Raw genomic sequence first — 26,305 nt, forward strand, 5'->3', positions numbered from 1 at the left:
GGGGGGGTGGGTGGGGGGGGGCCCACGGCTTTCCCGAAAGGCCGCTGCCCCCACCCTCCCGCTTCGCGGGTCCCTCCCTCCCCCTGCGGGGCAGGGGGAGGGCGTTGATGACCACCAAGAGCGCCCGCCTATGTCCGCCCTCGTCCTCGACGGCCTCACCAAGCGCTACGGCTCCTTCGTCGCCGTGCACGGCGCGTCGCTGCGCATCCCGCACGGGCAGTTCGTCTGCCTGCTCGGTCCCTCCGGCTGCGGCAAGACCACGCTGCTGCGCATGATCGCCGGGCTGGAGGAGCCGTCCGGCGGCCGTCTGTCCATCGACGACCGCGACATCACCGACGCCCCCGCCCACAAGCGGGAGTTCGGCATGGTGTTCCAGTCGCTCGCCCTGTTCCCGCACCTGACGGCGGGGGAGAACATCGCCTACCCGCTGCGCATCCGCGGTGTCTCCTCGACCGAGCGGCGGCGCCGCGCCGAGGAGCTGCTGGAGCTGGTCCGCCTGCCCGGCGCCGCCGACCGGCCGGTGTCGAAGCTCTCCGGCGGGCAGCGCCAGCGCGTCGCCATCGCCCGCGCGCTGGCGCTGGAACCGAAGCTGTTCCTGCTCGACGAGCCGCTGTCGGCGCTCGACGCCAAGCTGCGCGAGGCCATGCAGATCGAGCTGAAGCAGCTGCAGCGCCGCCTCGGCATCACCACCATCGTGGTCACCCACGACCAGCGCGAGGCGATGACCATGGCCGACATGGTCGTCGTCATGTCGCAGGGCCGCATCCATCAGGCGGCGGCGCCCATGGAGGTGTACCGCCGGCCGGCCGACGCCTTCGTCGCCGACTTCATCGGCCTGACCAACCTGCTGGACGGCGCGGTGGCCGCGCCCGGCATGGCGACGGTGCCCGGCGGCACGCTGGCGCTGCCCGACCTGCCGCCGCAAGGGCGGGTGCTGCTGTCGATCCGGCCGGAGGACGTGCTGCTGCGCCCGACCGGCGAGGCCGGGGCGAACCGCCTGCACGGCACGCTGTCCTTCGTGCGCGACCTGGGCGCCAGCGTCGAGTTCCGCGTGGACGTGGCGGGCACCGAGATCATCGCGCTGGCCCGCCCGCAGGACCGCCCGGCGGTGGAACCGGGCGGCGCCATCACGGTCGAGCTGCCGGCGTCGGCCTGCGTGGTGCTGCCGCCCGGCGGGGAGCGGCCGTCATGATCCGCCGCGCCCCGCGCAGCCTGGCCGAACACGCGCCGATCCTGTTCCCGGCGCTGATGCTGATCGTCTTCTTCGTGATCCCGTTCAGCCTGATGATCGCGGTCAGCGTGGCGCGCCGCGTGCCCGGCGGCTTCTACGAGCCGGACTTCGTCTTCGCCAACTACGAGCGGTTCCTGACCGCCTTCTTCGGCGGCGTGCTGGCCTTCTCGCTGGAGCTGGCGGGGCTGGTGGCGGTGCTGGCGGTGGGCGTCGCCTTCCCCTTCACCTACCGGCTGGCGCGGCTGCCGCGCGCGGCGCAGGTGCGCTGGCTGGTGTTCCTGCTGTCGATCCTGTCGCTGTCGGAGGTGATCATCGGCTTCGCGTGGTCGACGCTGCTGTCGCGCACCGCCGGCATCACCAACCTGTTCGTGGCGCTGGGCCTGATGGCGGAGGCGCAGTCGCTCACCCCCAGCTTCGGCGCGCTGCTGGCCGGCATGGTCTATCAGGCGTTCCCCTACACGGTGCTGGTGCTGTACCCGGCGCTGGCGCGCCTCGACCCCTCGCTGGTCGAGGCGGCGCGCACGCTCGGCTCCTCGCCGGTGCGGGCGTTCTTCACCGTGGTGGTGCCGGCGCTGCGCAGCACCATCGTGGCGACGCTCATCATGGCGTTCGTGTTCGCGCTGGGCTCCTACCTGCTGCCGCAGCTGCTGGGCCGGCCGCAGCACTGGACGCTGTCGGTGCTGATCACCGATCAGGCGATCTACCAGTCCAACATGCCCTTCGCCGCGGCGATGGCGGTGTTCCTGGTGCTGGTCAGCCTCGCCCTGGTGGCGCTCGCCCTGATGGCCGGGCGGCGGAAGGAGGAGGCGTGATGGCGCGCAGACTCAACGCCCTGGTCGCCGGGCTGATCGCCCTGCTGCTGTCGGCGCCGATCCTGGTGGTGGCGGGCGTGTCGGTGAACGCCAAGCGCTCGCTGGACTTTCCGCCCAAGGGCTTCTCGCTGGCGTGGTACGCCGAGGTGTTCACCGACGCCGGCTGGCGCGACGCGCTGGTCGCCAGCCTCGTGGTGGCGGCCTCGTCGGCGGCGCTGGCGGTGGCCATCGCCTTTCCGCTGGCGTGGTTCCTGTGGCGCTGGCGGGCGCCGTGGGCCCGCGCCTTCGAGATGCTGGGCATGACGCCGTTCATCCTGCCGCCGGTCATCACGGCGCTGGGCTTCCTCAGCTTCTGGACGACCTTCGACCAGTACGGCGCGCCGTGGACGGTGGTGGTCAGCCACGCGGTGTTCTTCGTCACGCTGCCGCTGGTCACGCTGTCCATGGGCTTCGCCGCGGTGGACCGCAGCTACGTCGAGGCGGCCTCGACCATGGGCGCCGACGACCGCACGGTGCTGCGCACCGTGGTGATGCCGCTGGTGCGGCCCTACGTCATCTCCGGCTTCGCGTTCGCCTTCGTGCTGTCGCTGAACGAGTACATCGTCGCCTACATGGTGGTCGGCTTCACGCTGGAGACGCTGCCGATCAAGATCTTCAACGCGCTGCGCTACGGCTACACCCCGACCATGGCGGCGGTGACCGTCCTGTTCGTCCTGCTGACCGGGCTTGTGTTCGGGCTGATCGCCCGCTTCGGCGACCTGCCGCGCCTGCTCGGCGCCTGGGCCCGGAACGACTGATTTCCGAGAAAGAGAGAGTTCCCGATGATCGATCCGACCAAGCTCGACCGTTTGCGTACGAAGTACAGCGGCAGCGGCGGCGACGACTTCCACGACCCGGAGTTCCAGCGCGTCGCGGCGCTGCAGTTCTCCGCCGGCGGGCGGCGCGTGCAGCCCTTCGCCGGGGTGTCGACGCTGCTCGACGCGCCGTACCGGCCGGACGCGCCGGAGAGCCCGGACTTCGGCGGCCTGGACATCGCGCTGATCGGCGTGCCGATGGACCTGGGCGTCACCAACCGCGCCGGCGCCCGCCTCGGGCCGCGCGCGGTGCGGGCGGTGGAGCGGATCGGCCCGTACGAGCACGCGCTGCGCATGGTGCCCTCGGCCAGCTGCAAGCTCGCCGACGTCGGCGACGTGCCGCTCTCCAGCCGCTTCAGCCTGGAGGCCTGCCACCATGACATCCAGGCCTTCTACAACCGCGTGATGGACGCCGGCGTGGTGCCGCTGTCGGTGGGCGGCGACCACTCCATCACCTACTCGATCCTCAAGGCGTTGGGCCGCGAGCGGCCGGTCGGCCTGATCCATCTGGACGCCCATTGCGACACCGGCGGCTCGTACGAGGGCGCGAAGTTCCACCACGGCGGGCCGTTCCGGCAGGCGGTGCTGGACGGTGTGCTCGACCCCGAGCGCACCGTGCAGATCGGCATCCGCGGCAGCACCGAGTATCTGTGGGAGTTCTCCTACGACTCCGGCATGACGGTGATCCACGCCGAGGACATCCCGGAGCGCGGCATCCGCTCGGTGATCGAGGAGGCGCGGCGGGTGGTCGGCGACGGGCCGGTCTACGTCTCCTTCGACGTCGACTGCCTGGACCCGGTGTTCGCGCCGGGCACCGGCACGCCGGAGGTCGGCGGGCTGACCACGCGCGAGGCGTTGCAGATCCTGCGCGGCCTCGCCGGGCTCGACGTCATCGGCGGCGACGTGGTGGAGGTGGCGCCGCAGTACGACGCCACCAGCAACACCGCCCACGCCGGCGCGCAGATGCTGTTCGAGATCCTCTGCCTCGCCGTCGGCGCGCTCCAGAAGCCGGGCTGAAGCCGTGCGGATCGCGCTGTGGCAGACGGACGGCTTCGCCTTCGACCGGCTGGCGACTGCGGCGCGTGACGCGGCGGGGCAGGGGGCGGAGCTGCTGGTCGGGCCGGAGATGCTGCTGAGCGGCTACAACATCGGCGCGGAGGCGGTGCGCGCCGCCGCCGAGCCGCCGGACGGCCCGTCCGCCGCCCGCGCCACGGCCATCGCCGCATCCGCCGGCATCGCCCTGCTGTACGGCTATCCGGAACTGGGCGCGGACGGCGCGGTGTACAACGCCGCGCGGCTGATCGGCCGCGATGGCCGGCCCTTGCTGAATCAGCGCAAGACGCACCTGTACGGTGCGCTCGACCGCGCCCTGTTCGCGCCCGGGGGCGATGATTTTCCCCTTGTGGAGGTCGGCGGCCTGCGCTGCGGCGTGCTGATCTGCTACGACGTGGAGTTCCCCGAGCTGGTGCGCCGCCACGCGCTGGCCGGGGCCGACGCGGTGCTGGTGCCGACCGCGCTGATGGAGCCGTACGACGTGGTCGCCACCACCATCGTCCCGGCCCGCGCCTTCGAGAACGGCCTGTACGTCGCCTACGCCAACCGCTGCGGCCGGGAGGGTGACCTCGTCTATTGCGGGCTCAGCACCGTCGCCGGGCCGGACGGCGCGGTGGTGGCGCGCGCCGGGCGGGACGGGGCGCTGCTGATCGCCGACCTCGACCCGGAGCGCTTGTCGGCCGTGCGCGCCGCCGGCACCCACCTCGCCGACCGCCGGCCGGAGCTTTACCGGCTGTGACTTCAAAGCCCCTCCCCCCCCTTGCGGGGGAGGAGTTGGGGAGAGGGGGTAGAAACTTGGCCGCTTCCAGCGGCGCCACCCTCTCCCCAACCCCTCTCCCGTCAAGGGAGAGGGGCTCCAAATTCGCCCTACCGCCCCTGACGCCGCGTGCGGACCTTGCCGCCCGAGGGCGCATCCCGTGCCGTGCGGGTGGCGGCCAGCACCGTCTTCACCCGCGCCAGATGCCGTCCCGCGGCGGTGCCCAGGCGCAGCGCCACGCCGGTGGACAGCACATCGACGATGGCCAGGTGGATGAGGCGCGAGGCCATCGGCGTGTAGACCTCGGCGTCTTCCACCGGGGCGGTGCCGATGGCGACCGTGGCCGCCGCGGCCAGCGGCGAATCGGGCGCGGTGATGGCGACCACCGGCACGCCCTGGGCGCGCGCCGCCTCGACCAGCGTGATCATCGCCAGAGTGCGGCCGGTGTTGGACACCGCCAGCAGCACGCCGCGCTGGCTGCCCAAATTGACCGCCAGCATCTCCACCAGCATCGGGTCGGCGCTGGACTGCGCGGCCATGCCCAGCCGCAGCAGCTTGTGCGCGGCATCCGCCGCCACGCTGGCCGAGGCGCCCATGCCGGTGCACAGCACGCTCGACGCACCGGCCAGCAGGTCGACCGCCCGCGTCACCGCGTGGGCGTCCAACTGCCCGGCGGCGTCGTTCAGCGCCGCGGCCGCCGATGAAAAGATTTTTCGCGCCACCGCCGGCAGATCGTCGTCCGGCTCCACGTCCTGGCTGACGAAGGGGGTGCCGCCGCGCGCCTGGCACTCGGCCAGCCGCAGCTTGAAGTCGGGGAAGCCGCCGCAGCCGACGCTGCGGCAGAAGCGGACCACCGTCGCCTCGCTGACCTGCGCCGCCCGCGCCAGCGCGGTGACGCTCTGGCCCAGCACCTTCTGCGGGTCCACCAGCACCATGTCCGCCACCTGGCCTTCGGAGCGCTTCAGCTCCGCCCGGCGCTGGCGGATGTGGTCGAGGATGTTGAGCGGCGTGAGCATCGCGTCGGGTCCAGTCGGTCTCGGCGGCGCCCGCCATCCTCCGGCCATCCGGAGGGCGCGCGCAAGCCCCGTGCTGCGCGGCGGCAATTTTCACCACGCGACCGGAACGGTACACCATAGCGCTGCAAAATGAAAAAAATTTTCTTCACAAAGCGGCAACGCGGGCGTATACCTCGGCGCGAGAACAGGTCTCGGCAGAAGACCGGATGGAGGAGGCCCCGAAGGGACTTGGCACCGGCGCCGCCGCAAGGGACGGCCGCGCACCACCTCCGCTCCGTTCGACCGCCGGGCCGCCCGATCACGGAAACGCCCGATGCCCGCATCGCTCCACGACGTCGTCCACCGGGTCACCCGGCGGATTGCCGACCGCAGCCGCGACAGCCGCTCGGCCTATCTGGGCCGGCTGGAGGCCGCGGCCGGGCGCCCGCGCCGGCATCGCCTGGGCTGCGCCAACCTCGCGCACGCCTTCGCCGCCTGCCCGGCGGCCGACAAGGCGGAGCTGCGCGGCGGCGAGGCGCCGGCCATCGGCATCGTCACCGCCTACAACGACATGCTCTCGGCGCATCAGCCCTACGCGGCGTACCCGGACCTCATCAGGCAAGCGGTGCGCGCGGCCGGCGGGGTGGCGCAGGTGGCTGGCGGGGTGCCGGCGATGTGCGACGGCGTCACCCAGGGCCGCGCCGGCATGGAGCTGTCGCTGTTCAGCCGCGACCTGATCGCCATGGCGACGGCGGTGGCGCTGTCGCACGACGCCTTCGACGGCGTGCTGTGCCTGGGCGTGTGCGACAAGATCGTGCCGGGCCTGCTGATCGGCGCCCTGTCCTTCGGCCATCTGCCGGCGCTGTTCGTGCCGGCCGGGCCGATGCCGTCGGGTCTGTCGAACCCCGAGAAGAGCCGGGTGCGCCAGCTGCACGCCGAGGGCAGGGTGGGGCGCGACGCGCTGCTCGACGCCGAGGCCGCGTCCTACCACGCGCCGGGCACCTGCACCTTCTACGGCACCGCCAACACCAACCAGATGCTGATGGAGGTGATGGGGCTGCACCTGCCGGGCGCCAGCTTCGTGCCGCCGGACACGCCCTTGCGCGACGCGCTCACCGCGGCGGCGGCGCGCCGGGTGGTCGAGCTGACCGCGCAGCGCGGCGCCCCGCTGCCGCTCGGCGTCCAGGTGGACGAGCGCGCGGTGGTCAACGGCATCGTCGGGCTGCTGGCGACCGGCGGCTCGACCAACCACACGCTGCACATCCCGGCCATCGCCGCGGCGGCCGGCATCCGGGTGGCCTGGGAGGATTTTTCCGAGCTGTCGGCGGTGGTGCCGCTGCTGGCCCGCGTCTACCCCAACGGCCCGGCCGACGTGAACCGCTTCCACGCCGCCGGCGGCATGCCCTTCGTGATCGGCGAGCTGCTCGACGCCGGGCTGCTGCACGCCGACGCGCGCACCGCCGTGGGCGACCTGGAGCCCTACCGCACCATGCCGGCGCTGGACGGCGAGGCGCTGGCGTGGGCCGCGCCGCACGCGGCGTCCGACCCGACGGTGATCGCGCCCGCGGCGAAGCCCTTCGCCCGCGACGGCGGCCTGCGCGTGCTGTCCGGCACCCTCGGCCGCGCGGTGGTCAAGGTGTCCGCGGTGGCGGCGGAGCACCGCGTCGTCGAGGCGCCGGTGCGCGTCTTCGACCACCAGGACGAGGTGCAGCAGGCCTTCGCCCGCGGCGAGCTGGACCGCGACGTCATCGTCGTCGTCCGCTTCCAGGGTCCGCAGGCCAACGGCATGCCGGAGCTGCACAAGCTGATCCCGCCGCTGGGCGTGCTGCAGGACCGCGGCCACCGGGTGGCGCTGGTCACCGACGGCCGGCTGTCCGGCGCGTCCGGCAAGGTGCCCGCCGCCCTGCACGTGACGCCGGAGGCCGCGGCCGGTGGCCCGCTGGCCCGCCTGCGCGACGGCGACGTGGTCCGCCTGGACGCCGAGGCCGGCACGCTGGAGGCGCTGGTCGCCGCGGGCGCGTGGTCGCGTCGCGCCGCGCCGCCCGCCGAATCGTCTTCCCTGGATGCCATCGGCTGCGGCCGTGAGCTGTTTGCCGTTTTCCGCGGCGCCGTCGGCGGTGCGGAGAGCGGTGCCTCCATCTTCCGCACCGCCGCCGGTGCCTGAGAGGTCGACCATGCGCCCCCAACCCGCATCCCTTGCGGCCATCCTCGGCCGCGCGCCGGTGATCCCGGTGCTGGTTCTCGACGACGCGGCGGTCGCGGTGCCGCTGGCCCGCGCGCTGGTGGCCGGCGGCCTGCCGGTGCTGGAGGTGACGCTGCGCACCCCCGCCGCGCGCGAGGCGGTGCGCCGCATCCGCGCCGAGGTGCCGGAAGCCGTGGTCGGCGTCGGCACCGTCCTGACGCCCGAGCAGCTGCGCGAGGCGGAGGAGGACGGCGCCGCCTTCGCGGTCAGCCCGGGCGCCACGCCGCGCCTGCTGGACGCCGTGGCGGATTGCGCCGTACCGCTGCTGCCGGGCGTCGCCACGGTCAGCGAGGCGATGGCGGCGGCCGAGCGCGGCCATGCCGTCCTCAAGTTCTTCCCGGCCGAGGCGGCGGGCGGCGTCGCGGCGTTGCGCGCCATGGCCTCGCCGCTGCCGCACCTGCGCTTCTGCCCGACCGGCGGCATCGGCCCGGACAAGGCGGCGGAATATCTGCGCCTGCCCAACGTGGTGTGCGTCGGCGGCTCCTGGCTGACTCCGCCCGCGGCGCTGAAGGCCGGCGACTGGGAGGCTGTCCGCCTCGCCGCCGGCCGGGCCGCCGCCCTGCGCCATGGATCGAACGCATGAGCACCAATCCGATCGTCGTCGTCATGGGCGTGTGCGGCTGCGGCAAGTCCGAGGTCGGCCGCCGGCTGGCCGGGCGGCTGGGCTGCCGCTTCGTCGAGGGCGACGAGCACCACCCGCCCGCCAACATCGCCAAGATGTCGGCCGGCACGCCGCTGGCCGACGAGGACCGCTTCGGCTGGCTCGCCACGCTGGCCGGCTTCATCGCGGAGGCCGACCGGCGCGGCGAGGCGCTGGTGCTGTCCTGCTCGGCGCTGAAGCGCAAGTACCGCGACCAGCTGCGCGGCGGCAGCCGGCGCGTCGCCTTCCTGCACCTGCACGGCGACAGGGCGCTGATCACCGAGCGCATGACGGCGCGCTCGGCGCACTTCATGCCGACCAGCCTGATCGACAGCCAGTTCGCCGCGCTGGAGACGCCCGGCCCCGACGAGGCGGCCTGGACCGCCGACATCGCCCACCCGCCGGACGCCATCGTGACAGACTTCCTCGCCCGCCTGCCGGGCCTGCCGCCCTCGATCGCCAACACCCCCGCGGAGGACCCCGCATGAAACGATTCGTGGATGCCCTGGAGACCGTCACCGAATGGATCATGGCGCTGATGCTCGCCACCATGGTGGCGCTGGTCTTCGGCAACGTGGTCCTGCGCTACGTCTTCCACAGCGGCATCGTCGCCGCCGAGGAGCTGGCGCGCCTGATGTTCGTCTGGCTGGTGTTCCTCGGCGCCACGCTGGCGCTGCGCCACCAGCAGCACCTGGGGCTGGATTTCGTGCAGGTCCGCCTGCCGCCCAAGGTGCGCCGGGCCTGCGCCGTCGTCAGCCACCTGCTGATGCTCTACGCGCTGTGGCTGTTCGTCGAGGGCAGCTGGGTGCAGCTGCTGATCGGGATGGAGACCTTCTCCACCGTGCTGCGATTCCCGATGGCGTTCTACGCGGCGGCCGGCTTCTTCCCGGCGCTGGCGATGGGCTGCATGGTGCTGGCGAACCTCTGGAAGATCCTGGCCGGTGAGCCCGGCGCCCGCGTGCCCGGCGACGTGCCGGCCAACGCCGCCGTGACCGAACACTGAGGAAGGGCCCGCCGCCATGACTCTCACCGTATTCCTGGGCTCGCTGTTCGGCCTGATGCTGCTCGGCATGCCCATCGCCTTCGCGCTGATGCTCACGGGCGTGGCGCTGATGTACCACCTGGACTTCTTCGACGCCCAGCTGGTCGCCCAGAACATGCTGAGCGGCGCCGACAACTACCCGCTGATGGCGGTGCCGTTCTTCATCCTGGCCGGCGAGCTGATGAACGCCGGCGGCATCTCGCAGCGGATCATCAACCTGGCGGTCAGCCTGGTCGGCCACATCCGCGGCGGCCTGGGCTACGTCACCATCGGCGCCTCGGTGCTGCTGGCCAGCCTGTCCGGCTCGGCCATCGCCGACACCGCGGCGCTGGCGACGCTGCTGATCCCGATGATGCGCGACCACGGCTATCCGGTGCCGCGCTCGGCCGGTCTGATCGCGTCGGGCGGCATCATCGCGCCGATCATCCCGCCCTCCATGCCCTTCATCATCTTCGGCGTCACCACCAACACCTCGATCAGCAACCTGTTCATGGCCGGCATCGTGCCGGGCCTGTTCATGGGCGTCGGGCTGGTGCTGGCCTGGATGTTCGTGGTGCGCGACATGACCGTCACCCTGCAGCCGCGCGCCAGCGGGCGCGAGCGGGTGCGGGCGCTGATCGACGGCGTGTGGGCGCTGCTGCTGCCGGTCATCATCCTGGGCGGCCTGCGCGGCGGCCTGTTCACCCCGACCGAGGCCGCGGTGGTCGCCGCCGTCTACTCGCTGGTCATCGCGCTGTACGTCTACCGGCAGGTGACGATCGCCGACCTCGTGCCGCTGCTGGTCAAGGCGGCGCGCACCACGGCCACCGTGATGTTCCTGTGTGCCGCGGCGCTGGTGTCGTCCTACATGGTGACGCTGGCCGACCTGCCGCAGCAGATGACCGAGCTGCTGCACCCGCTGCTCGCCCACCCGAAGCTGCTGATGGCGGCCATCGCGCTGCTGCTGCTGGCGGTCGGCACGGTGATGGACCTGACGCCGACCATTCTGGTGCTGGGTCCGGTGCTGACCCCGCTCGCCATCTCGGCCGGCATCGACCCGACCTACTTCGGCGTGATGTTCGTGCTGATCGGCACGCTGGGCCTGATCCACCCGCCGGTCTGCACCGTGCTGAACGTGGTGTGCGGCGTCGCCCGCATCTCGCTGGAGAGCGCCACGCGCGGCATCTGGCCGTTCCTGCTGACCTACATCGTGCTGGTCAGCCTGTTCATCGCCGTGCCGGAGATCATCACCGTGCCGGCCAAGTTCTTCCACTGACCACAAGAACCCGAATCCAGGGAGTCTGCCCCATGAAGCTGTTGCGCACCCTCCTCCTTGCCGCCGGCCTGACCGCCGCGGCGGTGGTCCCCGCCGTGCAGGCGCAGGACGTCAAGCCCCGCCTGATCCGCTTCGGCTACGGCCTGTCGGAAAGCTCCAACCAGGGCCGCGCGGTCAAGTTCTTCGTCGAGGAGCTGGCGAAGCGCTCCGGCGGCAAGCTCAAGGTCAAGGGCTTCGGCGACGCCAGCCTGGGCAACGACATCCAGATGCAGAACACGCTGATCGGCGGCGCGCAGGAGATGATGGTCGGGTCGACCGCCACGCTGGTCGGCATCGTCAAGGACTTCGCCGTCTACGACCTGCCGTTCCTGTTCAACAACGAGCAGGAGGCCGACGCCGTGCTCGACGGCCCGTTCGGCCAGAAGCTGATGGCGAAGCTGGAGGAGAAGGGGCTGGTCGGCCTGGTCTACTGGGAGAACGGCTTCCGCAACCTGACCAACTCCAAGCGTCCGGTGACCAAGGCCGAGGACCTGAGCGGCATCAAGCTGCGCGTGATGCAGAACCCGGTCTACATCGACATGTTCAACCGCTTCGGCGCCAACGCGGTGCCGCTGGCCTTCGCCGAGCTGTTCACGGCGCTGGAGACCGGCACGGTGGACGGCCAGGAGAACCCGGTCACCACCATCCAGTCGTCCAAGTTCTACGAGGTGCAGAAGTACCTGACCATCTCCAAGCACGTCTACAGCCCGTGGATCGTGCTGGCCTCCAAGCGCTGGTTCGACGGCCTGTCCAACGACGAGCGCCGCATCATCCGCGAGGCCGCCGTGGCGTCGCGCGACTTCGAGCGCAAGGACAGCCGCGAGCTGTCGGTGCAGTCGGTCGGCTTCCTGAAGGAGAAGGGCATGCAGATCAACGAGCTGTCCGACGCCGAGCTGAACCGCATGCGCGAGCTGGTCAAGCCGGCCTTCGACAAGTACGCCGCCGAGGGCGGTGCCGACCAGCTGAAGGACCTGCAGGCGGAGATCGCCAAGGTGCGGAAGTAAGGGTGTAAAGCCCCTCCCCCCTCGCGGGGGAGGGGTTTGGGGAGAGGGGGAAGAAACTTGGCGGCCGCCGCCGCGCCACCCTCTCCCCAACCCCTCTCCCGTCGAGGGAGAGGGGCTTTGGCGTTCCTCGTGGGACAACCACTCTGCCCGCCAAGCACCTCCCTTCTTGCCTTTTTGGATCGATCCAATTACCCTGTCTGAAAGCCTGCACGGCAAGGCATCCGGCGGCCCGCAGAAGGCCCCGACGGAGGAGGGACGTCCGTGAACTACCAATTCCAGTTCGACGCGGTCTTCGCGTCGTGGGACTACCTGCTCACCGGCGCGTGGCTGACCATCCAGCTGTCGCTGGGCGCCATGGTGCTGGGCCTGATCGTCGCCATCCTGTGCGCGCTGGGCAAGACCTCCGGGCCGAAGCCGGTGCGCTGGCTGATCAACGCCTACATCGAGGTGGTCCGCAACACGCCCTTCCTGGTGCAGATCTTCCTGATCTTCTTCGGGCTGCCCAGCATGGGCGTCATGCTGTCGCCGGACATGGCGGCGCTGATCGCCATGGTCGTCAACGTCGGCGCCTACGCCACCGAGATCATCCGCGCCGGCATCGAATCGATCCAAAAAGGACAGGTCGAGGCGGGCCTGGCGCTGGGCCTCAAGCCGCTCCAGGTCTTCCGCTACGTCGTCCTCAAGCCGGCGCTGCGCACCGTCTATCCCGCGCTGACCAGCCAGTTCATCCTGCTGATGCTCAGCTCCAGCGTGGTGTCGGCCATCTCGGCGGACGAGCTGACCTCCGTGGCCAACAACATCCAGTCGCAGACGTTCCGCAGCTTCGAGATCTACATCGTCGTCACCGCCATGTACCTCGTCATGGCGCTGATGTTCTCGGGCCTGTTCGCGGCGATCCATCGCCTCGTCTTCACCTACGACCTCGAACGCCGCTGAGGGGAGGCCCACCATGATCCGCTCCTTCAGCATTAACGAGTTCTACTTCCTGCTGAGCGCCGTGCAGTGGACGCTGGCGCTGTCGGCCATCGCCTTCCTGGGCGGCGCCGTCGCGGGGCTGCTCATCGCCCTCGGGCGCACCTCGCCGATCAAGCCGATCCGGCTGGCCGCCACCGGCTACATCCAGGTGTTCCAGGGCACGCCGCTGCTGATGCAGCTGTTCCTGGTGTTCTTCGGCGCCACGGTGCTGGGCATCGACATGAACCCGTGGGCCGCCGCGGCGCTGGGCCTGACGCTGAACGCCAGCGCCTTCCTGGGCGAGATCTGGCGGGGCTGCATCCAGGCCGTGCCGCGGGGGCAATGGGAGGCGGCCTCGGCGCTCGGCCTGCGCTACCCGGGGCTGATGCGCTACGTCATCCTGCCGCAGGCGGTGAAGGTGGCGCTGCCGCCCACCGTCGGCTACCTCGTGCAGCTCATCAAGGGCACGTCGCTGGCCGCCATCATCGGCTTCACCGAGCTGACCCGCGCCGGCCAGATCGTCAACAACGCCACGTTCCAGCCCTTCCTGGTGTTCAGCATCGTGGCGGCCCTGTACTTCGTCCTGTGCTGGCCGCTGTCGCTGCTGGCCGCCCGGCTGGAGGCGCGCTACGCCGCGCCGGGCCGCTGACCCCTTTTCACCAACCATAAGCAATTGCAAACAGAGGGAGCCCACCATGTCCGTCTCGATTTCCCGCCGCCTCGCGGTCGCCGGCGCGTTCGTCGCCGCGGCGATCGGCCTGTCCATGCCGGCGAGCGCCCAGACCGTCGATGAGATCAAGGCCAAGGGCAAGGTGACCATCGGCATGCTGGTGGACTTCCCGCCGTTCGGCATCACCACCGCCGACGGCAAGCCGGACGGCTACGACGCCGACGTCGCCAAGCTGTTGGCCAAGCACATGGGCGTGCCGGTGGAGATCGTGCCGGTCACCGGCCCGAACCGCATCCCCTACCTGCTGACCAACAAGGTCGACCTGCTGGTCGCCTCGCTGGGCATCACCGAGGAGCGCGCCAAGCAGGTGCTGTTCTCCAAGCCCTACGCCGCCATCGAGATCGGCGTGCTCGCCACGCAGAAGACCGCGATCAAGGAGGCCGGCGACCTCGCCGGCAAGCGCATCGGCGTCGCCCGCGCCAGCACCCAGGACCAGGGCGTCACCGCCGTGGCGCCGAAGGAGGCGCGCATCATGCGCTTCGACGACGACGCCAGCGCCGTGCAGGCCATGCTGTCGGGCCAGGTCGACGCGCTGGGCATCAGCAACGTCGTCGCCCAGCAGATCAAGAAGATGGCGCCGCAGAACAACTACGAGATGAAGTTCGTGCTGCGCAGCCAGGTGCAGGGCATCGCCATGCGCCTCGGCCAGGACAACCTCGCCGCCTGGGTCAACGGCTTCGTCGACACGGTGAAGGCCAACGGCGAGCTGAACGCCATCCACCAGAAGTGGCTGGGCACCGATCTGCCGGCGGTTCTGAAGAACTGACGCGCGACGTTGCCCGAGCCCGGAGGACCAGACCATGACGCTGAACGACGACCGCACGGAAGCCCCCGTGCCGAGATCCATGAGCGATGAGATCATCATCCGCATGGAGGGCGTGCAGAAGTGGTTCGGCGACTTCCAGGCGCTGAAGGACGTGAACCTGGAGGTGCGCAAGGGTGAGCGCATCGTGGTCTGCGGCCCCTCCGGCTCGGGCAAGTCGACGCTGATCCGCTGCATCAACCAGCTGGAGCAGCACCAGAAGGGCCGCATCGTGGTGAACGGCATCGAGCTGGGGGCGGGCGCCCGCCACCTCGACGCCGTGCGCCGCGAGGTCGGCATGGTGTTCCAGCAGTTCAACCTGTTCCCGCACCTGACGGTGCTGCAGAACTGCATGCTGGCGCCCTTGAAGGTGCGCGGCGTGGCGAAGGACGAGGCGAAGGCCGTCGCCATGAAGTACCTGCAGCGCGTTCGTATTCCGGAGCAGGCCGACAAGTTTCCCGGCCAGCTGTCCGGCGGCCAGCAGCAGCGCGTCGCCATCGCGCGGGCGCTGTGCATGAACCCGAAGATCATGCTGTTCGACGAGCCGACCTCGGCGCTGGATCCCGAGATGGTCAAGGAGGTGCTGGACACCATGATCAGCCTCGCCCAGGACGGCATGACCATGCTGTGCGTGACGCACGAGATGGGCTTCGCCAAGTCGGTCGCCGACCGCGTCATCTTCATGGACCGCGGCGAGATCGTCGAACAGAACACGCCGGAGGAGTTCTTCTCCAACCCCCGGTCGGAGCGCACCAGGCTGTTCCTCAGCCAGATCCTCTCGCACTAGGGGAGGGTGGGGTGTCGCTCCATCCGCCTTTTTGGCCGTCATCCCCGCCTTCGCGGGGATGACGGTTCCGGGAAGTCGAAGCCAGCAGCAAGGACCACACAGTCATGAAGCCCGAGATCATCCTGGTCGAACCCATGATGGCGAGCGTCGAGGCGGCGCTGGACGCGGCGTACACCGTCCATCGCCTCGCCGCCGCGCCTGACCGGGGGGCGCTGCTGGCCGAGGTGGGCCCACGGGTGCGCGCCGTCGTCACCGGCGGCGCCACCGGGGTGAGCAACGCCGTCATGGACGCCTGTCCGAACCTCGGCGTCGTCACCATCAACGGCGTCGGCACCGACGCGGTGGACCTCAACTACGCCGCCGGCCGCGGCATCCGCGTCACCAACACGCCGGGCGTGCTGACCGAGGACGTGGCCGACCTGGCGCTCGGGCTGATCATCGCGGTGTCGCGCCGGCTGATCGTCGGCGACCGCTTCGTGCGCGCCGGCCAATGGCCGCAGGCCAAGATGCCGCTGGCCCGCAAGGTGACCGGCAAGCGCCTGGGCATCTTCGGCCTGGGCCGCATCGGCCGCGCCATCGCCGAACGCGCCGCGGGCTTCGGCATGAGCATCGCCTACACCAACCGCTCGGTCTGCGCCGACGTGCCGTACCGCTGCCTGGATTCCCTGGAGGAGCTGGCGCGCGAGAGCGACATCCTGGTGGTCGCCGCCTCGGCCGGGCCGGAGAACCGCAACATCGTTGGCCGCGCCGTGCTCGACGCGCTGGGGCCGGACGGCATCCTGGTCAACGTCGCGCGCGGCAGCATCGTCGATGAGGCGGAGCTGGTCGCCGCCCTGGTCGAGGGCCGGCTGGGCGCCGCCGGGCTGGACGTCTTCGCCGACGAGCCGAACGTGCCGCAGGCGCTGTGGTCGCTGGACAATGTCGTCCTCCAGCCGCACGTGGCGAGCGCCACGGTGGAGACGCGCACCGCCATGGCCGACCTCGTGCTGGCGAATCTCGGCGCCTTCTTCGCCGGGCAGCCCTTACCGACCCCCGTGGTGTGAGGCATGGCCGTCCAGGACGAGCACAAGGGCCAAGACGATGGCCGCATCACCCTGACCGAGGTCGCCCGGCACGCCGGGGTGTCGCGGTCCACGGTGTCGCTCGTCCTGCGCGGCAGCCCGCTGGTGGCGCAGGAGACGCGCGACCGCGTCCAGGCCTCCATCGAGGCGCTGGGCTACATCTACAACCGGGGTGCTGCCACGCTGCGCGCCGCGCGCACCGACGTGGTCGGGCTGCTGGTGACGGAGATCAACAACCCCTTCTACGGCGAGCTGATCGCCGGCATCGACGAGGTGCTGGATGAGCAGGGCGTCGTCGCCTTCCTCGGCAACACCGCGGAATCGCTGGAGCGGCAGGACCGCTTCCTGCAGCGCATGCGCGAGCACAACGTGGACGGCGTGATCCTCTGCCCGGCCGCCGGCAGCAAGCCCGACCTGCTGGAGCGCCTGCGCCGCTGGCGGCTGCCCTGCGTGCAGGCGCTGCGCTTCCTGGCGGCCAACGACGGCGACTACGCCGGCGTCGACTACCAGTTCGGCCTGGAAATCGTGACCGAGCACCTGATCCGCCTCGGCCACACCCGCATCGCCTTCGTCGGAGGCAACCTCGCGCATTCCGCCACCGCGGCGCGACGCACCGGCTTCGCCGCGGCGATGAAGCGGCACGGGCTGCCGGCCGACCTTGTGGTGCGCTGCCCGCTCAGCCGCCGCGCCGGGGCGGAGGCCATCGGCGCGCTGCTCGATCGGCCGGACCGGCCGACCGCGGCGCTGTGCTTCAATGACGTGGTGGCCTTCGGCGTCATGCTCGGCCTGGAGGCGCGCGGCCTGCGCGCCGGGCGCGACATGGCCGTCACCGGCTTCGACGACGTGCCGGAGGCGGCCCTGAGCCGCCCGGCGCTGACCACCGTCGCCACCTCCGCCCGGCAGATCGGGCAGGAGGCGGCGCGTCTGCTGCTGCGCCGCCTCGCCGACCCGCAGGGCGCCATGGAGCGCATCATCCTTCCCTCCCGACTGGTCGTCCGCGAATCCTGCGGCGGCCTTCTGCAACGACACACGAGCCAAAGGACCGAGACATGAACGCTGCCGTCGACGCGCTGCTGGAGGCCCGCGCCACCCGCCGCTGGCTCACCGCGCTGCCGGACGCGCCGACCGACATGGCCGGCGCCTACGCGATCCAGGACGCGGTCGCCCGCCGCCTCGGCCCCGTCGTCGCCTGGAAGGTCGGCGCGACGTCGCCGGAGGCCGAGCCGTTCCGCGCGCCGCTGAACGCCGCCTCTGTGTTCGAGGGCGTGGAGCGCCTGCCGGCCTCCATGTTCCAGGTCATCGGCGTGGAGGCGGAGATCGCCTACCGCATGGCTCGCGACCTGCCGCTGCGCGACACCCCCTACACGCGTGAGGAGGTGCTGGACGCCGTTGCCTCCGTCCACCCGGCGTTCGAGATCGTCGACACCCGCTTCGCCGGCTACGGCTCGCAGGACCGCCTGAGCCACATGGCCGACCAGACCAACCACGGCGCGCTGGTCGTTGGCCCAGCCATCGCCGACTGGCGCGCACTGGACCCGCTCGCCGAGCGCATCGCGCTGGACGTGGACGGCGAGACGAAGATCGAGGTGGTCGGCGGCAACAGCGGCGGCGACGCGGTGCGCCTGCTGGTGTGGATGGCGAACGAGGGTGCCCGCAGCTTCGGCGGCCTGCACGCCGGCGAGGTGGTGACCACCGGCTCGCCCATCGGTTCGGTGTTCGTGCAGCCGGGCAGCCGCTCGGTGGCGCGCTACGGTACCATGGGCAGCATCGCGCTGACGGTGGACTGACGCATGGGCCCGGTGGACGCCATCGTCGTGATGGGGGTGAGTGGCTGCGGCAAGACCTCGGTCGGGCGGCATCTGGCGGACCTCCTCGGCTGGCCGTTCCTGGAGGGCGACGCCTTCCACCCGCCGGAGAACGTCGCGAAGATGGCCGCCGGGATCCCCTTGGCCGACGAGGACCGCTGGGGCTGGCTCGACACCATCGCGGCCCGGCTGGCGCTGGCGCGGACCGAGGGCCAGCCGGTGGTGGTGTCGTGCTCGGCGCTCAAGCGCCGCTACCGCGACCGGCTGCGCGCGCAGGCGCCGAACGTCCTGTTCGTCCACCTGACCGGCGACCGGGCGACGATCCTCGAGCGCATGGCGCACCGCACCGGGCACTACATGCCGGTGAGCCTGCTGGACAGCCAGCTCGCCGACCTGGAACCGCCCGGCGCCGACGAGCGGGCGCTGGCCTGCGACATCGGCCCGGCGCCGGAGGCGATCGCCGCGCAACTCGCCGCGGCGGTCGCGGTTTGACCTTTCTGTTCGTCATCCCCGCGAAAGCGGGGATCCAGCGCTCGCGTCGGCGAGCCATATGAGTCATGTCGCCCCTGTCGGGGCTCTCCCTGGATCCCCGCCTTCGCGGGGATGACGGCCGAGAGAGCCTTCGCGGCGGTGGCCAGGAAACGACGGAGACGAAAAGCAATGGCCCAGAACAGCGTGGCCGACATCGGTGTCATCGGGTTGGGCGTCATGGGGCGCAACCTCGCCGCCAATCTCGCCGATCATGGGGCGACGGTCGCCGGGTACGATCTCGACGAGGGGCGCCGGGCCGCCTTCCTGGCGACCATGCCTGCCGGCGTCGTCTGCGCCGGGGTGCCGGAACTGCTGGCCGCGCTGAAGGCGCCGCGCCTCGTGCTGCTGATGGTGCCGGCCGGGGCGGCGGTGGACGCGCTGCTGGGCTCGCTGCTGCCGGACCTGCGGGCCGGGGACGTGCTGATCGACGGCGGCAACTCGCACTACGCCGACACCCGCCGCCGCGCCGCGCTGGCGGCCGAGACGGGGGTGCACTTCGTCGGCCTCGGCGTGTCGGGCGGCGAGGAGGGGGCGCGGCACGGCCCGGCCCTGATGGCCGGCGGAACGCCGGAAGGGATCGGGCGCGCAACGCCGCTGCTGCAGGCCATCGCCGCGCGCGCCGGCGACGGTGCGCCGTGCTTCGCGCGGGTCGGGCCGGACGGCGCCGGCCACTTCGTGAAGATGATCCACAACGGCATCGAATACGCCGACATGCAGCTGATCGCCGAGGGCTATCATCTGCTGCGCCATCTCGGCGGCCTGTCCTACGAGCGGCTGGCGGAGACCTTCGCGGAGTGGAACCGCGGCGAGCTGGCCTCCTACCTGATGGAGATCACCACCGACATCCTGCGCACCTCCGACCCGGAGACCGGCGGGCCGATCCTGGAGGTCATCCAGGACGCCGCCGGGCAGAAGGGCACCGGCCACTGGGCGACCACCGCCGCCATGGAACTGGGCATGCCCGCCCCAACCATCGCCGAGGCGGTGCACGCCCGCTGCCTGTCGGCGCTGAAGGCCGAGCGGCTGCGCGCCGCCGACGCCTTCCCGCCGCCCCCGGCCGCCGCGGTGCCCGGCGACCTCGCGGCGGCGGTGGGCGACGCGCTGCTGTGCGGGCGGATCGCCGTCTACGCCCAGGGCTTCGCGGTGATCGCCGCGGGCAGCGCGCGGTTCGGCTGGGACGTCGATCTGGCGGCGGTGGCCTCGGTGTGGCGGGGCGGGTGCATCATCCGCGCCCGGCTGGTCGACCGCATCCTCGATGCGCTGACCCGCGCGCCGGACCTGCCCAACCTGATGTTCGACCCGGACATCGGCGCGCTGCTGGCGCGCGGCGAGGCCGGCTGGCGGCGCGCGGTCGGCGCGGCGGTGGCGTCCGGGCAGCCGGTGCCGGCGATGGCGTCGGCGCTGGCCTATTGGGACGGCTACCGGAGCCCCCGGCTGTGGGCGAACATGATCCAGGCGCAGCGCGACTATTTCGGCGCGCACGGCTACGAGCGCACCGACCGGCCCGGCATGGTGCACACGCAGTGGACGCCCTGAGGGAAGGGCTGCTCAGGGCGGCGCCTTCACCTCCACCGGGATGGCGGCGTAGTAGGCCGCGAGGTCGTCGATGTCCTGCTCGCTGAGCGCCGGCGCCACGAGCGACATCATCTCGTTGCGCCGCGCCCCGGTCTTGTAGTCGGTCAGCGCCTTCTTCAGGTAAAGCTCCTGCTGGCCGGCGAGGTTCGGCGCCTGCGGGATCTTCGCCACGCCGTCCAGGCCGTGGCAGGTCTGGCACTGGCCGGCCTTGCGCCGGCCCGCCTGCGGGTCGCCGGCCTGCGCGAACGCAGGCCACAGCGCCAGCAGCAGGCCGGCCGTCGCGAGACGGACGGCCGGCCGCGAGGGAGGACGGACCCTCATCGCTGGTAGGAGATCCGGTAGATGGCGCCCGCCAGATCGTCGGACACCAGCAGCGAACCGTCGATCAGCACGGCGACGTCCACCGGCCGCCCCAGGTACTCGCCGTCCTTGGTCTTCCACCCGTCGGCGAAGACCTCGGTCTTGTCGGCGGTGCCGTCCGGCTTCAGGCTGGTGAACATGATGCGGGCACCGACCGGCGTGGTGCGGTTCCACGACCCGTGCTGGGCGGAGAAGATGCCGCCCCGGTACTTCGCCGGGAACTGCGTGCCGTTGTAGAAGGTCATGCCCAGGTCGGCGGCGTGCGCCTCCATCTCCACCTGCGGGAAGACGACGTTGGTCGGCGCCTGCTGGTCCTTGTACTCGGTCGTGCGGACCTTGCCGCCGCCGTAGTAGGGGAAGCCGAAGTTCAGCCCCGGCTTGTCCGCCCGGTTCAGCTCGCCCGGCGGGATGTCGTCGCCCATGCCGTCCACCTGGTTGTCGGTGAACCACAGCGACTTGTCCTTCGGGTTGAAGTCCATGCCGACCGAGTTGCGGATGCCCCAGGCGAAGACCTCGCGGTTCTTGCCGTCGCGGTCCATGCGGATGATGCCGCCGATGCCGGCCTCCTTGTAGTGGTCCATCTTCTCCGGCGCGAAGACGTTGAAGGGCTGTCCGAGGGTTATGTAGAGCTTGTCGTCCGGGCCGACGCGGCAGACGCGGGCGGTGTGGTTGTAGCTCTCCTCCTCCTTCGGGATCAGCTCGCCGCCCTTGACCACCTGGAAGGCGGCGACGTCGGCGCCCTCGTAGAAGAACTCGGCGGCGGGGAAGGTCAGCACGCGGTTCTGCTCGGCGATGAACAGGAAGCCGTCCTTCGAGAAGCAGACGCCGTTCGGCACCGAGAAGCCGATCGACGGCGCGAACTGCTTCACCTCGTCGGCGACGCGGTCCTTGTCGCGGTCGGTGACGGCGTAGACCTTGGTCTTGCGGGTGCCGACGAAGAGCGCCACGCCCTGCGGCCCGACCGCCATGTGGCGGGCGTCGGGGACGATGGCGTACAGCGAGATCTTGAAGCCCGGCGGCAGCTTGATCTGCGTCAGCGTCTTCTTGATGGCCTCGGCCTTCGGCCCGGTCTGCGGGATGGTCGGGATGTCCGTCATCTCGCCGGTGGTGCGGAAGTTGCCGAGCTTCTCCAGGTTGCCGGGCGGGTTCGGCAGGTCCTGCGCCCAGGCGGGTGCGGCGAAACACAGGGCCGCCACGGAGACGGCGGCCTTCAACGCGGCTTTCATGGTCTTCCTCCCCCTTTTTGATCCGTCCTGACGGTGTTCGTTCGAACGTTGCTTGGGACAGCCGGGTGCGTTCTCTGTCCGTCGCGGGACAGGGGCGGGCACGCTCGCTTGTTCCGCCGTGTCAGGTGGAGAAAGACTGTCGTTCGCCGTGCACGGACGGCAAGGGAAACGATGGTTCTATGAAGCTCCAGCGGGGCAATCCACAGGGATGGCCCGGCGGGTCTCAGCGGGCCAGCGACGCCAGCGGGAACGCCGGGTCCGCCGCCTGCTCGGGCGTCAGCGGCGCCCCCCTGTCGAGGAGCTTGCGGCCCAGCATGTGGTCCTGCGGCCGGTTGAGGGAGTCGATGGCCAGCAGCGCGCCGTCGCGGAAATAGAAGGCGGAGAAGCGCCGCTCCGTCGCTTCGCCGCGCACGACGACCTGGTCGTAGCCGGCCGAGAGCCCGGCGATCTGCAGCTTCACGTCGTACTGGTCCGACCAGAACCACGGCGCCGCCGTGAAGGGCCGCTCGCGCCCCAGCAGCGCCGCCGCCGCGGACTTCCCCATCTCGACGGCGTTCTGCACGGATTCCAGGCGCAGCACGCCCCGCGCCCCGCGCCGCACCGTGCAGTCGCCGACCGCGACGATGGCCGGATCGTCGGTGCGCCCGCAGTCGTCCACCACCACGCCGCCGTCGCACGCGATGCCGGCCGCTGCGGCCAGCTCGGCGTTCGGAATGATGCCGATGCCGACCACCACCACGTCGGCCGGGTGACGGCCGCCGTCGGCGGTGCGCACCGCGGCGACGCGGCCGTCCCGCCCCTCCAGCTCCACCACCTTGGCTCCGAGATCCACGGCGACGCCGTGGGCGCGGTGCAATTCGGCGAAGAAGTCCGCCAGGAACGGCGTGGCCGAGCGCGCCAGCAGGCGGTCCGCCGCCTCCAGCACGGTGACGTCGCGGCCCAGCGTGCGCGCCACCGCCGCGACCTCCAGCCCGATGAAGCCGCCGCCGATCACCACGACGCGCGCGGCCCCTTCCAGCGCCGCCCGCAGGCGTCGCGCATCGGCCAGCGTGCGCAGGCCCAGCACGCCCTCCAGGTCGGCTCCCGGCACCGGCAGCGGCCGTCCCCGCGCGCCGGTGGACAGCGCCAGGCCGCGGTAGGGCAGGGTGCGCCCGTCGCTCAACGCGACCTGCCGCGCCGTCCGGTCGATTCCGGTCACCCGCACGCCGGTCAGCAGGTCGATGCCGTGCTTCTCGAAGAATTCATGGCCGCGGATGGCGATCTGCGCCTCGTCCATGGCGCCGGTCAGCATCGCCTTGGACAGCGGCGGCCGGTGGTAGGGGGCCTGCGGTTCCTCGCCGATCAGCGTCAGCGGGCCGTCCCAACCCTCGGCGCGCAGGGACTCGGCGACCTGCAGGCCGCCCTGACCCGCCCCGACGACGATCATCCCCGGCGCGGCCGCCATCAGCTCTGCACCTCCGGCAGGCGCAGCACGAGGCCGTCGAACTCCTCGGTCACCTTGAGCTGACAGGAGAGCCGGCTGTTGGGCAGCCGCTCGGCGGCGGTGCAGTCCAGCATCGCCTCCTCGGTCTCGCTGGGCGGCGGGAGCGCGTCGAGGAACGCCTCGTCCACGTAGCAGTGGCAGGTGGCGCAGGCGCAGGAGCCGCCGCACTCCGCCTCGATGCCCTCGACGCCGTTCTGCACGGCGCCCTGCATGACCGTCCAGCCGACGGGGATGTTGACGACCAGACGCTCGCCGGAGTGCTCGATGAAGGTGATCTTCGCCATGATGCTGTTCTCGTGTGAAGGGACGTCGGGCCTCGCGCCGTCAGCCCTGACTGTGCAAGGTCGGCGCGCCGGAGGCCGGGTCAAGGGCGTTTCCGCTCCGTGGAAAAGCGCTCACGCCCAGGCGGCCGCCAGCTCCAGGCGGGTCGGGCTGCGGAAGGTGGTGGAGGGCATCCAGGGCAGCTGCTCCTGCACCCGCTCGAAGTCGGGCACCCGCGTCAGCAGCTCCTCGAAGGCGACGCGCGAGGCCAGCCGCGCGAAGGCGGTGCCCAGGCAGGCGTGCACGCCGCCGCCGAAGCCCAGGTGGCCCTTCGGCTTGCGGTCGATGTCGTAGCGGTCGGCGTCGGGGAAGCGCCGCTCGTCGCGGTTGCCGGAGCCGTAGGCGAGGCAGACGAAGTCGCCCGCCCGCATGGTCTGGCCGTGCAGCGTCACGTCCTTCTGCAGGCAGCGGCGGAAGCGCTGGGCCGAGGTGTTGAAGCGCAGCGACTCCTCCACCGCGTCGGGGATCAGCGCCGGGTTCGCGGCCAGCCGGCGGCGCGCGTCGGCGTGGCCGGCGAGGTTGTAGGCGAACATGGTCAGGAAGCCCGACAGCGACTCGATGCCGGCCATGATCAGCGTGGTGACGGTCATCTGGACCTCACGCTCGGCCAGCTTCTCGCCGTTGACCTCGGCCTGGATCAGCGCGGTGATCACGTCGTCGCCCGGCTCGCGCGTGCGCAGATCGACGAGGCTCCTGGCGTAGTCGCCCATCCACTGGAAGGCGGCGAGGTGCTCCGGCCCCTTCTGGCGGGTGCGCGGGTCGGACTGCACCATCAGCACGGCCTTGTCGCGCACCATCCGCTCGTTCTCGCGCGGCAGGTTGAACAGGCCGAACAGCACGTCCACCGTGACCTTGCTGGAGAAGTCGTTGACGAAGTCGAACGTCCTCTCCCCCTGCACCGCGTCCAGCGCCCGGTTGGCCGAGGCGCGCACCGGCTCGACCAGCCCCTCAACCGCCTTGCGGGTAAAGGCGAACTGGACGATGCCGCGCAGGCGGTCGTGGCGCGGCGGGTCGGTGGTGCCCAGCGTGTTGCCGGCGCGGTTGGGCATCTCGTCCATCAGGTTGCCCTTGGCCGAGGAGTAGGTCTCCCAGTCGTTCAGCGCGGTGACGATGTCGTCGTAACGCGACAGCACCCACATGTTCGCTTCCTCGCTCCAGAAGCACGGGTGCTCGTCGCGCAGGGTCCGGTAGAACGGGAACGGGTCGGCGTCGATCGCCGGCGAATAGGGGTCGAAGCGGAACATCCGCGTTTCCTCCATCATCCCATGGATTTGTTTTGGTTTGTTTTTGGGTGGGTGCGGCGTGCGACGGCACCCCCAGCCTGCCCAGGATGACTCCGCACGCCCGGCGGCGGAATGGACGATGGGGCGGAAGACTTGTACTCTTCGGACATAATCAGTGTTGCGGAGGGTTTGCGGTGGAGGCCAGGGGCGCCACGGAGATTCCCCGCTTCGCGCTGTACGGCGAGGAGACGCCGGGCGCCGCCGACGCCGGCTTCGTCCACGTCGAGGACATCCGCAGCCGCAGCCGCCTGTACAATTGGGAGATCCGACCGCACACCCACCGCGGCCTGTTCCAGACCGTGGTTGTGCTGGACGGCGGGGCGCGCGTGCAGCTCGACGACCGCAGCGCGGAGATCGCCGGGCCGCACGCCATCATCATCCCGCCGGCGTCCGTGCACGCCTTCCAGTTCCGGCCCGACAGCCACGGCTACGTCCTGACGGTGGCGGAGGCGATGCTGTTCCAGGGCTCCGGCGTGCAGAGCCGGCCGCTGTTCGAGGCGTTGTTCCTGGAACCGGCCATCGTCGACCTGACCCACGACCCGGAGGCCCCCGGCCGCATCGACGCGCTGTTCGGGCACCTGATGGCGGAGGCGCGCTGGCGCCAGCCGGGGCAGGCGCTGATGTCGGAATGGCTGGTCGGCGCCGTGCTGCTGATGATCGAGCGGCAGCGCGTGCCGCGTTCCAGCTCCCGGACGGAGCGCGCCCGCGCCGCGCTGTTCGCCCGCTTCCGCGCGCTGGTCGAGGAGCACTACGCCGAGCACTGGCCGATCCCGCGCTACGCCGACGCCCTGGGCGTGACGGAGCGGCAGCTCAACCGGCTGTGCCGGCTGCACGGCGACCGCTCGGCCTTCGAGGTGGTGCAGGATCGGCTGCTGCTGGAGGCGCGGCGGCGGCTCATCTATATCGCGGCGCCGGTGTCGCTGCTGGCCTACGAGCTGGGGTTCGAGGACCCCGCTTATTTCAGCCGCTTCTTCAAGAAGCTCACCGGCATGACCCCGGCCGCCTTCCGGCGCCAGCACGGCGGGGTGTGACCTCTGCAATTCCTCCCTCGCCTCCGGCGGGGGAAGGTGGGGGCTATGGCGTCGGTGGCGGGCGTTGATTCTCGTGTGCGCCGCTGCCCCCACCCCGACCCTCCCCCAGCGGGGCTGGGTGAGGGAGCGCCTGTAAGCGCATTTTCACATTGAGTTCACTTTTTTCGTATTGTGCGCGAAACCGCGCGCGCTTATGGTCGTGTGCTGCACGAACAATGCGCCATCCGAACGGTTGGCGGAAACAAACGACCAAAGGGGAGGGGATGGTGAAGGTCCACGACCTTGCCATCATCGGCGGCGGTATCAACGGCTGCGGCATCGCGCGCGACGCGGCGGGGCGGGGCGCCTCGGTCTTCCTGTGCGAACAGGGGGATCTCGCCTCGGCGACCTCGTCGGCCTCGACGAAGCTGATCCACGGCGGCCTGCGCTACC

The 26,305-nt window shown here is 71.2% G+C and carries 28 protein-coding genes; 22 read left to right on the forward strand and 6 right to left on the reverse strand.

Annotation, left to right across the window (positions count from 1 at the left end; translation table 11 throughout):
* Positions 1 to 130: 130 nt before the first annotated feature.
* Genes ACRWK7_RS14575 through ACRWK7_RS14595 form a run of 5 tightly spaced genes read left to right on the forward strand, consistent with a single transcriptional unit; the run spans position 131 to position 4,689 of the window.
* Complete coding sequence (locus tag ACRWK7_RS14575) at positions 131 to 1,192, forward strand: ABC transporter ATP-binding protein (protein ID WP_431856977.1); 1,062 nt, start codon at positions 131 to 133, stop codon at positions 1,190 to 1,192.
* Entirely contained in the window at positions 1,189 to 2,043 is an 855-nt protein-coding gene (locus ACRWK7_RS14580) for an ABC transporter permease (protein ID WP_431856978.1), read from the forward strand. Before ACRWK7_RS14575 ends, ACRWK7_RS14580 begins: the two co-directional genes overlap by 4 nt.
* The gene (locus ACRWK7_RS14585; RefSeq protein WP_431856979.1) at positions 2,043 to 2,840 is read left to right on the forward strand and encodes an ABC transporter permease; all 798 of its coding nucleotides are present in this window, start codon (positions 2,043 to 2,045) and stop codon (positions 2,838 to 2,840) included. The genes ACRWK7_RS14580 and ACRWK7_RS14585 overlap by 1 nt, the downstream gene beginning before the upstream one ends.
* 24 nt (positions 2,841 to 2,864) lie before the next feature.
* Positions 2,865 to 3,914 (forward strand): agmatinase, encoded by a 1,050-nt coding sequence (gene speB / locus ACRWK7_RS14590; protein WP_431856980.1) that lies wholly within the window; start codon positions 2,865 to 2,867, stop codon positions 3,912 to 3,914.
* 4 nt (positions 3,915 to 3,918) lie between these two features.
* Positions 3,919 to 4,689 carry a carbon-nitrogen hydrolase family protein gene (locus tag ACRWK7_RS14595; protein ID WP_431856981.1) on the forward strand — a complete coding sequence of 257 codons (771 nt, stop codon included), beginning with the start codon at positions 3,919 to 3,921 and terminating at the stop codon, positions 4,687 to 4,689.
* A gap of 128 nt (positions 4,690 to 4,817) precedes the next feature.
* Here the strand turns inward: ACRWK7_RS14595 and ACRWK7_RS14600 are convergent, their stop codons facing one another.
* Positions 4,818 to 5,723 carry an SIS domain-containing protein gene (locus ACRWK7_RS14600; RefSeq protein ID WP_431856982.1) on the reverse strand — a complete coding sequence of 302 codons (906 nt, stop codon included), beginning with the start codon at positions 5,721 to 5,723 and terminating at the stop codon, positions 4,818 to 4,820.
* A 313-nt stretch (positions 5,724 to 6,036) separates the two neighbouring features.
* Here ACRWK7_RS14600 and edd point away from each other — a divergent pair, with 313 nt between their 5' ends.
* The 15 genes from edd to gndA all read left to right on the forward strand — a co-directional run bounded on the left by edd (position 6,037) and on the right by gndA (position 20,130).
* On the forward strand, positions 6,037 to 7,866 hold the full coding sequence (gene edd, locus ACRWK7_RS14605) for a phosphogluconate dehydratase (RefSeq protein ID WP_431856983.1): 1,830 nt from the start codon (positions 6,037 to 6,039) through the stop codon (positions 7,864 to 7,866).
* A gap of 10 nt (positions 7,867 to 7,876) precedes the next feature.
* Positions 7,877 to 8,527: a bifunctional 4-hydroxy-2-oxoglutarate aldolase/2-dehydro-3-deoxy-phosphogluconate aldolase gene (gene eda, locus ACRWK7_RS14610; RefSeq protein WP_431856985.1), complete on the forward strand. Its 651-nt coding sequence runs from the start codon at positions 7,877 to 7,879 to the stop codon at positions 8,525 to 8,527.
* Positions 8,524 to 9,072: a gluconokinase gene (locus ACRWK7_RS14615; RefSeq protein WP_431856987.1), complete on the forward strand. Its 549-nt coding sequence runs from the start codon at positions 8,524 to 8,526 to the stop codon at positions 9,070 to 9,072. The genes eda and ACRWK7_RS14615 overlap by 4 nt, the downstream gene beginning before the upstream one ends.
* Positions 9,069 to 9,587: a TRAP transporter small permease gene (locus ACRWK7_RS14620; protein WP_431856988.1), complete on the forward strand. Its 519-nt coding sequence runs from the start codon at positions 9,069 to 9,071 to the stop codon at positions 9,585 to 9,587. Before ACRWK7_RS14615 ends, ACRWK7_RS14620 begins: the two co-directional genes overlap by 4 nt.
* 16 nt (positions 9,588 to 9,603) lie before the next feature.
* Positions 9,604 to 10,881: a TRAP transporter large permease gene (locus ACRWK7_RS14625; protein ID WP_431856989.1), complete on the forward strand. Its 1,278-nt coding sequence runs from the start codon at positions 9,604 to 9,606 to the stop codon at positions 10,879 to 10,881.
* Between the two features lie 32 nt (positions 10,882 to 10,913).
* A complete protein-coding gene (locus ACRWK7_RS14630) occupies positions 10,914 to 11,924 on the forward strand; it encodes a TRAP transporter substrate-binding protein (protein WP_431856990.1) in 1,011 nt (336 codons plus the stop codon).
* A gap of 261 nt (positions 11,925 to 12,185) precedes the next feature.
* Positions 12,186 to 12,860 carry an amino acid ABC transporter permease gene (locus ACRWK7_RS14635; protein WP_431856991.1) on the forward strand — a complete coding sequence of 225 codons (675 nt, stop codon included), beginning with the start codon at positions 12,186 to 12,188 and terminating at the stop codon, positions 12,858 to 12,860.
* A gap of 13 nt (positions 12,861 to 12,873) precedes the next feature.
* Positions 12,874 to 13,527, forward strand: a complete 654-nt coding sequence (locus ACRWK7_RS14640) for an amino acid ABC transporter permease (protein WP_431856992.1) — start codon at positions 12,874 to 12,876, stop codon at positions 13,525 to 13,527.
* A 46-nt stretch (positions 13,528 to 13,573) separates the two neighbouring features.
* The gene (locus ACRWK7_RS14645) at positions 13,574 to 14,374 is read left to right on the forward strand and encodes a transporter substrate-binding domain-containing protein (RefSeq protein ID WP_431856993.1); all 801 of its coding nucleotides are present in this window, start codon (positions 13,574 to 13,576) and stop codon (positions 14,372 to 14,374) included.
* A gap of 34 nt (positions 14,375 to 14,408) precedes the next feature.
* On the forward strand, positions 14,409 to 15,197 hold the full coding sequence (locus ACRWK7_RS14650; protein ID WP_431856994.1) for an amino acid ABC transporter ATP-binding protein: 789 nt from the start codon (positions 14,409 to 14,411) through the stop codon (positions 15,195 to 15,197).
* A gap of 104 nt (positions 15,198 to 15,301) precedes the next feature.
* A complete protein-coding gene (locus ACRWK7_RS14655) occupies positions 15,302 to 16,240 on the forward strand; it encodes a 2-hydroxyacid dehydrogenase (RefSeq protein WP_431856995.1) in 939 nt (312 codons plus the stop codon).
* A 3-nt stretch (positions 16,241 to 16,243) separates the two neighbouring features.
* A complete protein-coding gene (locus ACRWK7_RS14660; RefSeq protein WP_431856996.1) occupies positions 16,244 to 17,311 on the forward strand; it encodes a LacI family DNA-binding transcriptional regulator in 1,068 nt (355 codons plus the stop codon).
* Entirely contained in the window at positions 17,308 to 18,045 is a 738-nt protein-coding gene (locus ACRWK7_RS14665; RefSeq protein ID WP_431856997.1) for a 2-keto-4-pentenoate hydratase, read from the forward strand. The genes ACRWK7_RS14660 and ACRWK7_RS14665 overlap by 4 nt, the downstream gene beginning before the upstream one ends.
* A gap of 3 nt (positions 18,046 to 18,048) precedes the next feature.
* Complete coding sequence (locus ACRWK7_RS14670; RefSeq protein ID WP_431856998.1) at positions 18,049 to 18,555, forward strand: gluconokinase; 507 nt, start codon at positions 18,049 to 18,051, stop codon at positions 18,553 to 18,555.
* 168 nt (positions 18,556 to 18,723) lie between these two features.
* Positions 18,724 to 20,130, forward strand: coding sequence for an NADP-dependent phosphogluconate dehydrogenase (gndA, locus tag ACRWK7_RS14675; protein WP_431856999.1), 1,407 nt, complete (start codon positions 18,724 to 18,726; stop codon positions 20,128 to 20,130).
* Between the two features lie 12 nt (positions 20,131 to 20,142).
* Here gndA and ACRWK7_RS14680 read toward each other — a convergent pair whose 3' ends face one another.
* The 5 genes from ACRWK7_RS14680 to ACRWK7_RS14700 form a co-directional block, all read right to left on the reverse strand.
* Entirely contained in the window at positions 20,143 to 20,490 is a 348-nt protein-coding gene (locus ACRWK7_RS14680; RefSeq protein WP_431857000.1) for a c-type cytochrome, read from the reverse strand.
* On the reverse strand, positions 20,487 to 21,755 hold the full coding sequence (locus tag ACRWK7_RS14685; RefSeq protein ID WP_431857001.1) for a PQQ-dependent sugar dehydrogenase: 1,269 nt from the start codon (positions 21,753 to 21,755) through the stop codon (positions 20,487 to 20,489). Before ACRWK7_RS14685 ends, ACRWK7_RS14680 begins: the two co-directional genes overlap by 4 nt.
* Positions 21,756 to 21,978: 223 nt before the next feature.
* Positions 21,979 to 23,199 carry an NAD(P)/FAD-dependent oxidoreductase gene (locus ACRWK7_RS14690; protein WP_431857002.1) on the reverse strand — a complete coding sequence of 407 codons (1,221 nt, stop codon included), beginning with the start codon at positions 23,197 to 23,199 and terminating at the stop codon, positions 21,979 to 21,981.
* On the reverse strand, positions 23,199 to 23,522 hold the full coding sequence (locus ACRWK7_RS14695; RefSeq protein ID WP_431857003.1) for a 2Fe-2S iron-sulfur cluster-binding protein: 324 nt from the start codon (positions 23,520 to 23,522) through the stop codon (positions 23,199 to 23,201). Before ACRWK7_RS14695 ends, ACRWK7_RS14690 begins: the two co-directional genes overlap by 1 nt.
* Before the next feature lie 111 nt (positions 23,523 to 23,633).
* Positions 23,634 to 24,803, reverse strand: a complete 1,170-nt coding sequence (locus ACRWK7_RS14700) for a cytochrome P450 (protein ID WP_431857004.1) — start codon at positions 24,801 to 24,803, stop codon at positions 23,634 to 23,636.
* 173 nt (positions 24,804 to 24,976) lie between these two features.
* Here ACRWK7_RS14700 and ACRWK7_RS14705 point away from each other — a divergent pair, with 173 nt between their 5' ends.
* Together ACRWK7_RS14705 and ACRWK7_RS14710 are read left to right on the forward strand one after the other, a co-directional pair.
* The gene (locus tag ACRWK7_RS14705) at positions 24,977 to 25,873 is read left to right on the forward strand and encodes a helix-turn-helix domain-containing protein (RefSeq protein WP_431857005.1); all 897 of its coding nucleotides are present in this window, start codon (positions 24,977 to 24,979) and stop codon (positions 25,871 to 25,873) included.
* Between the two features lie 263 nt (positions 25,874 to 26,136).
* On the forward strand, positions 26,137 to 26,305 hold a 169-nt coding region (locus ACRWK7_RS14710), incomplete at its 3' end, for an FAD-dependent oxidoreductase (protein WP_431857006.1).

This window comes from Azospirillum sp., from assembly GCF_050789165.1.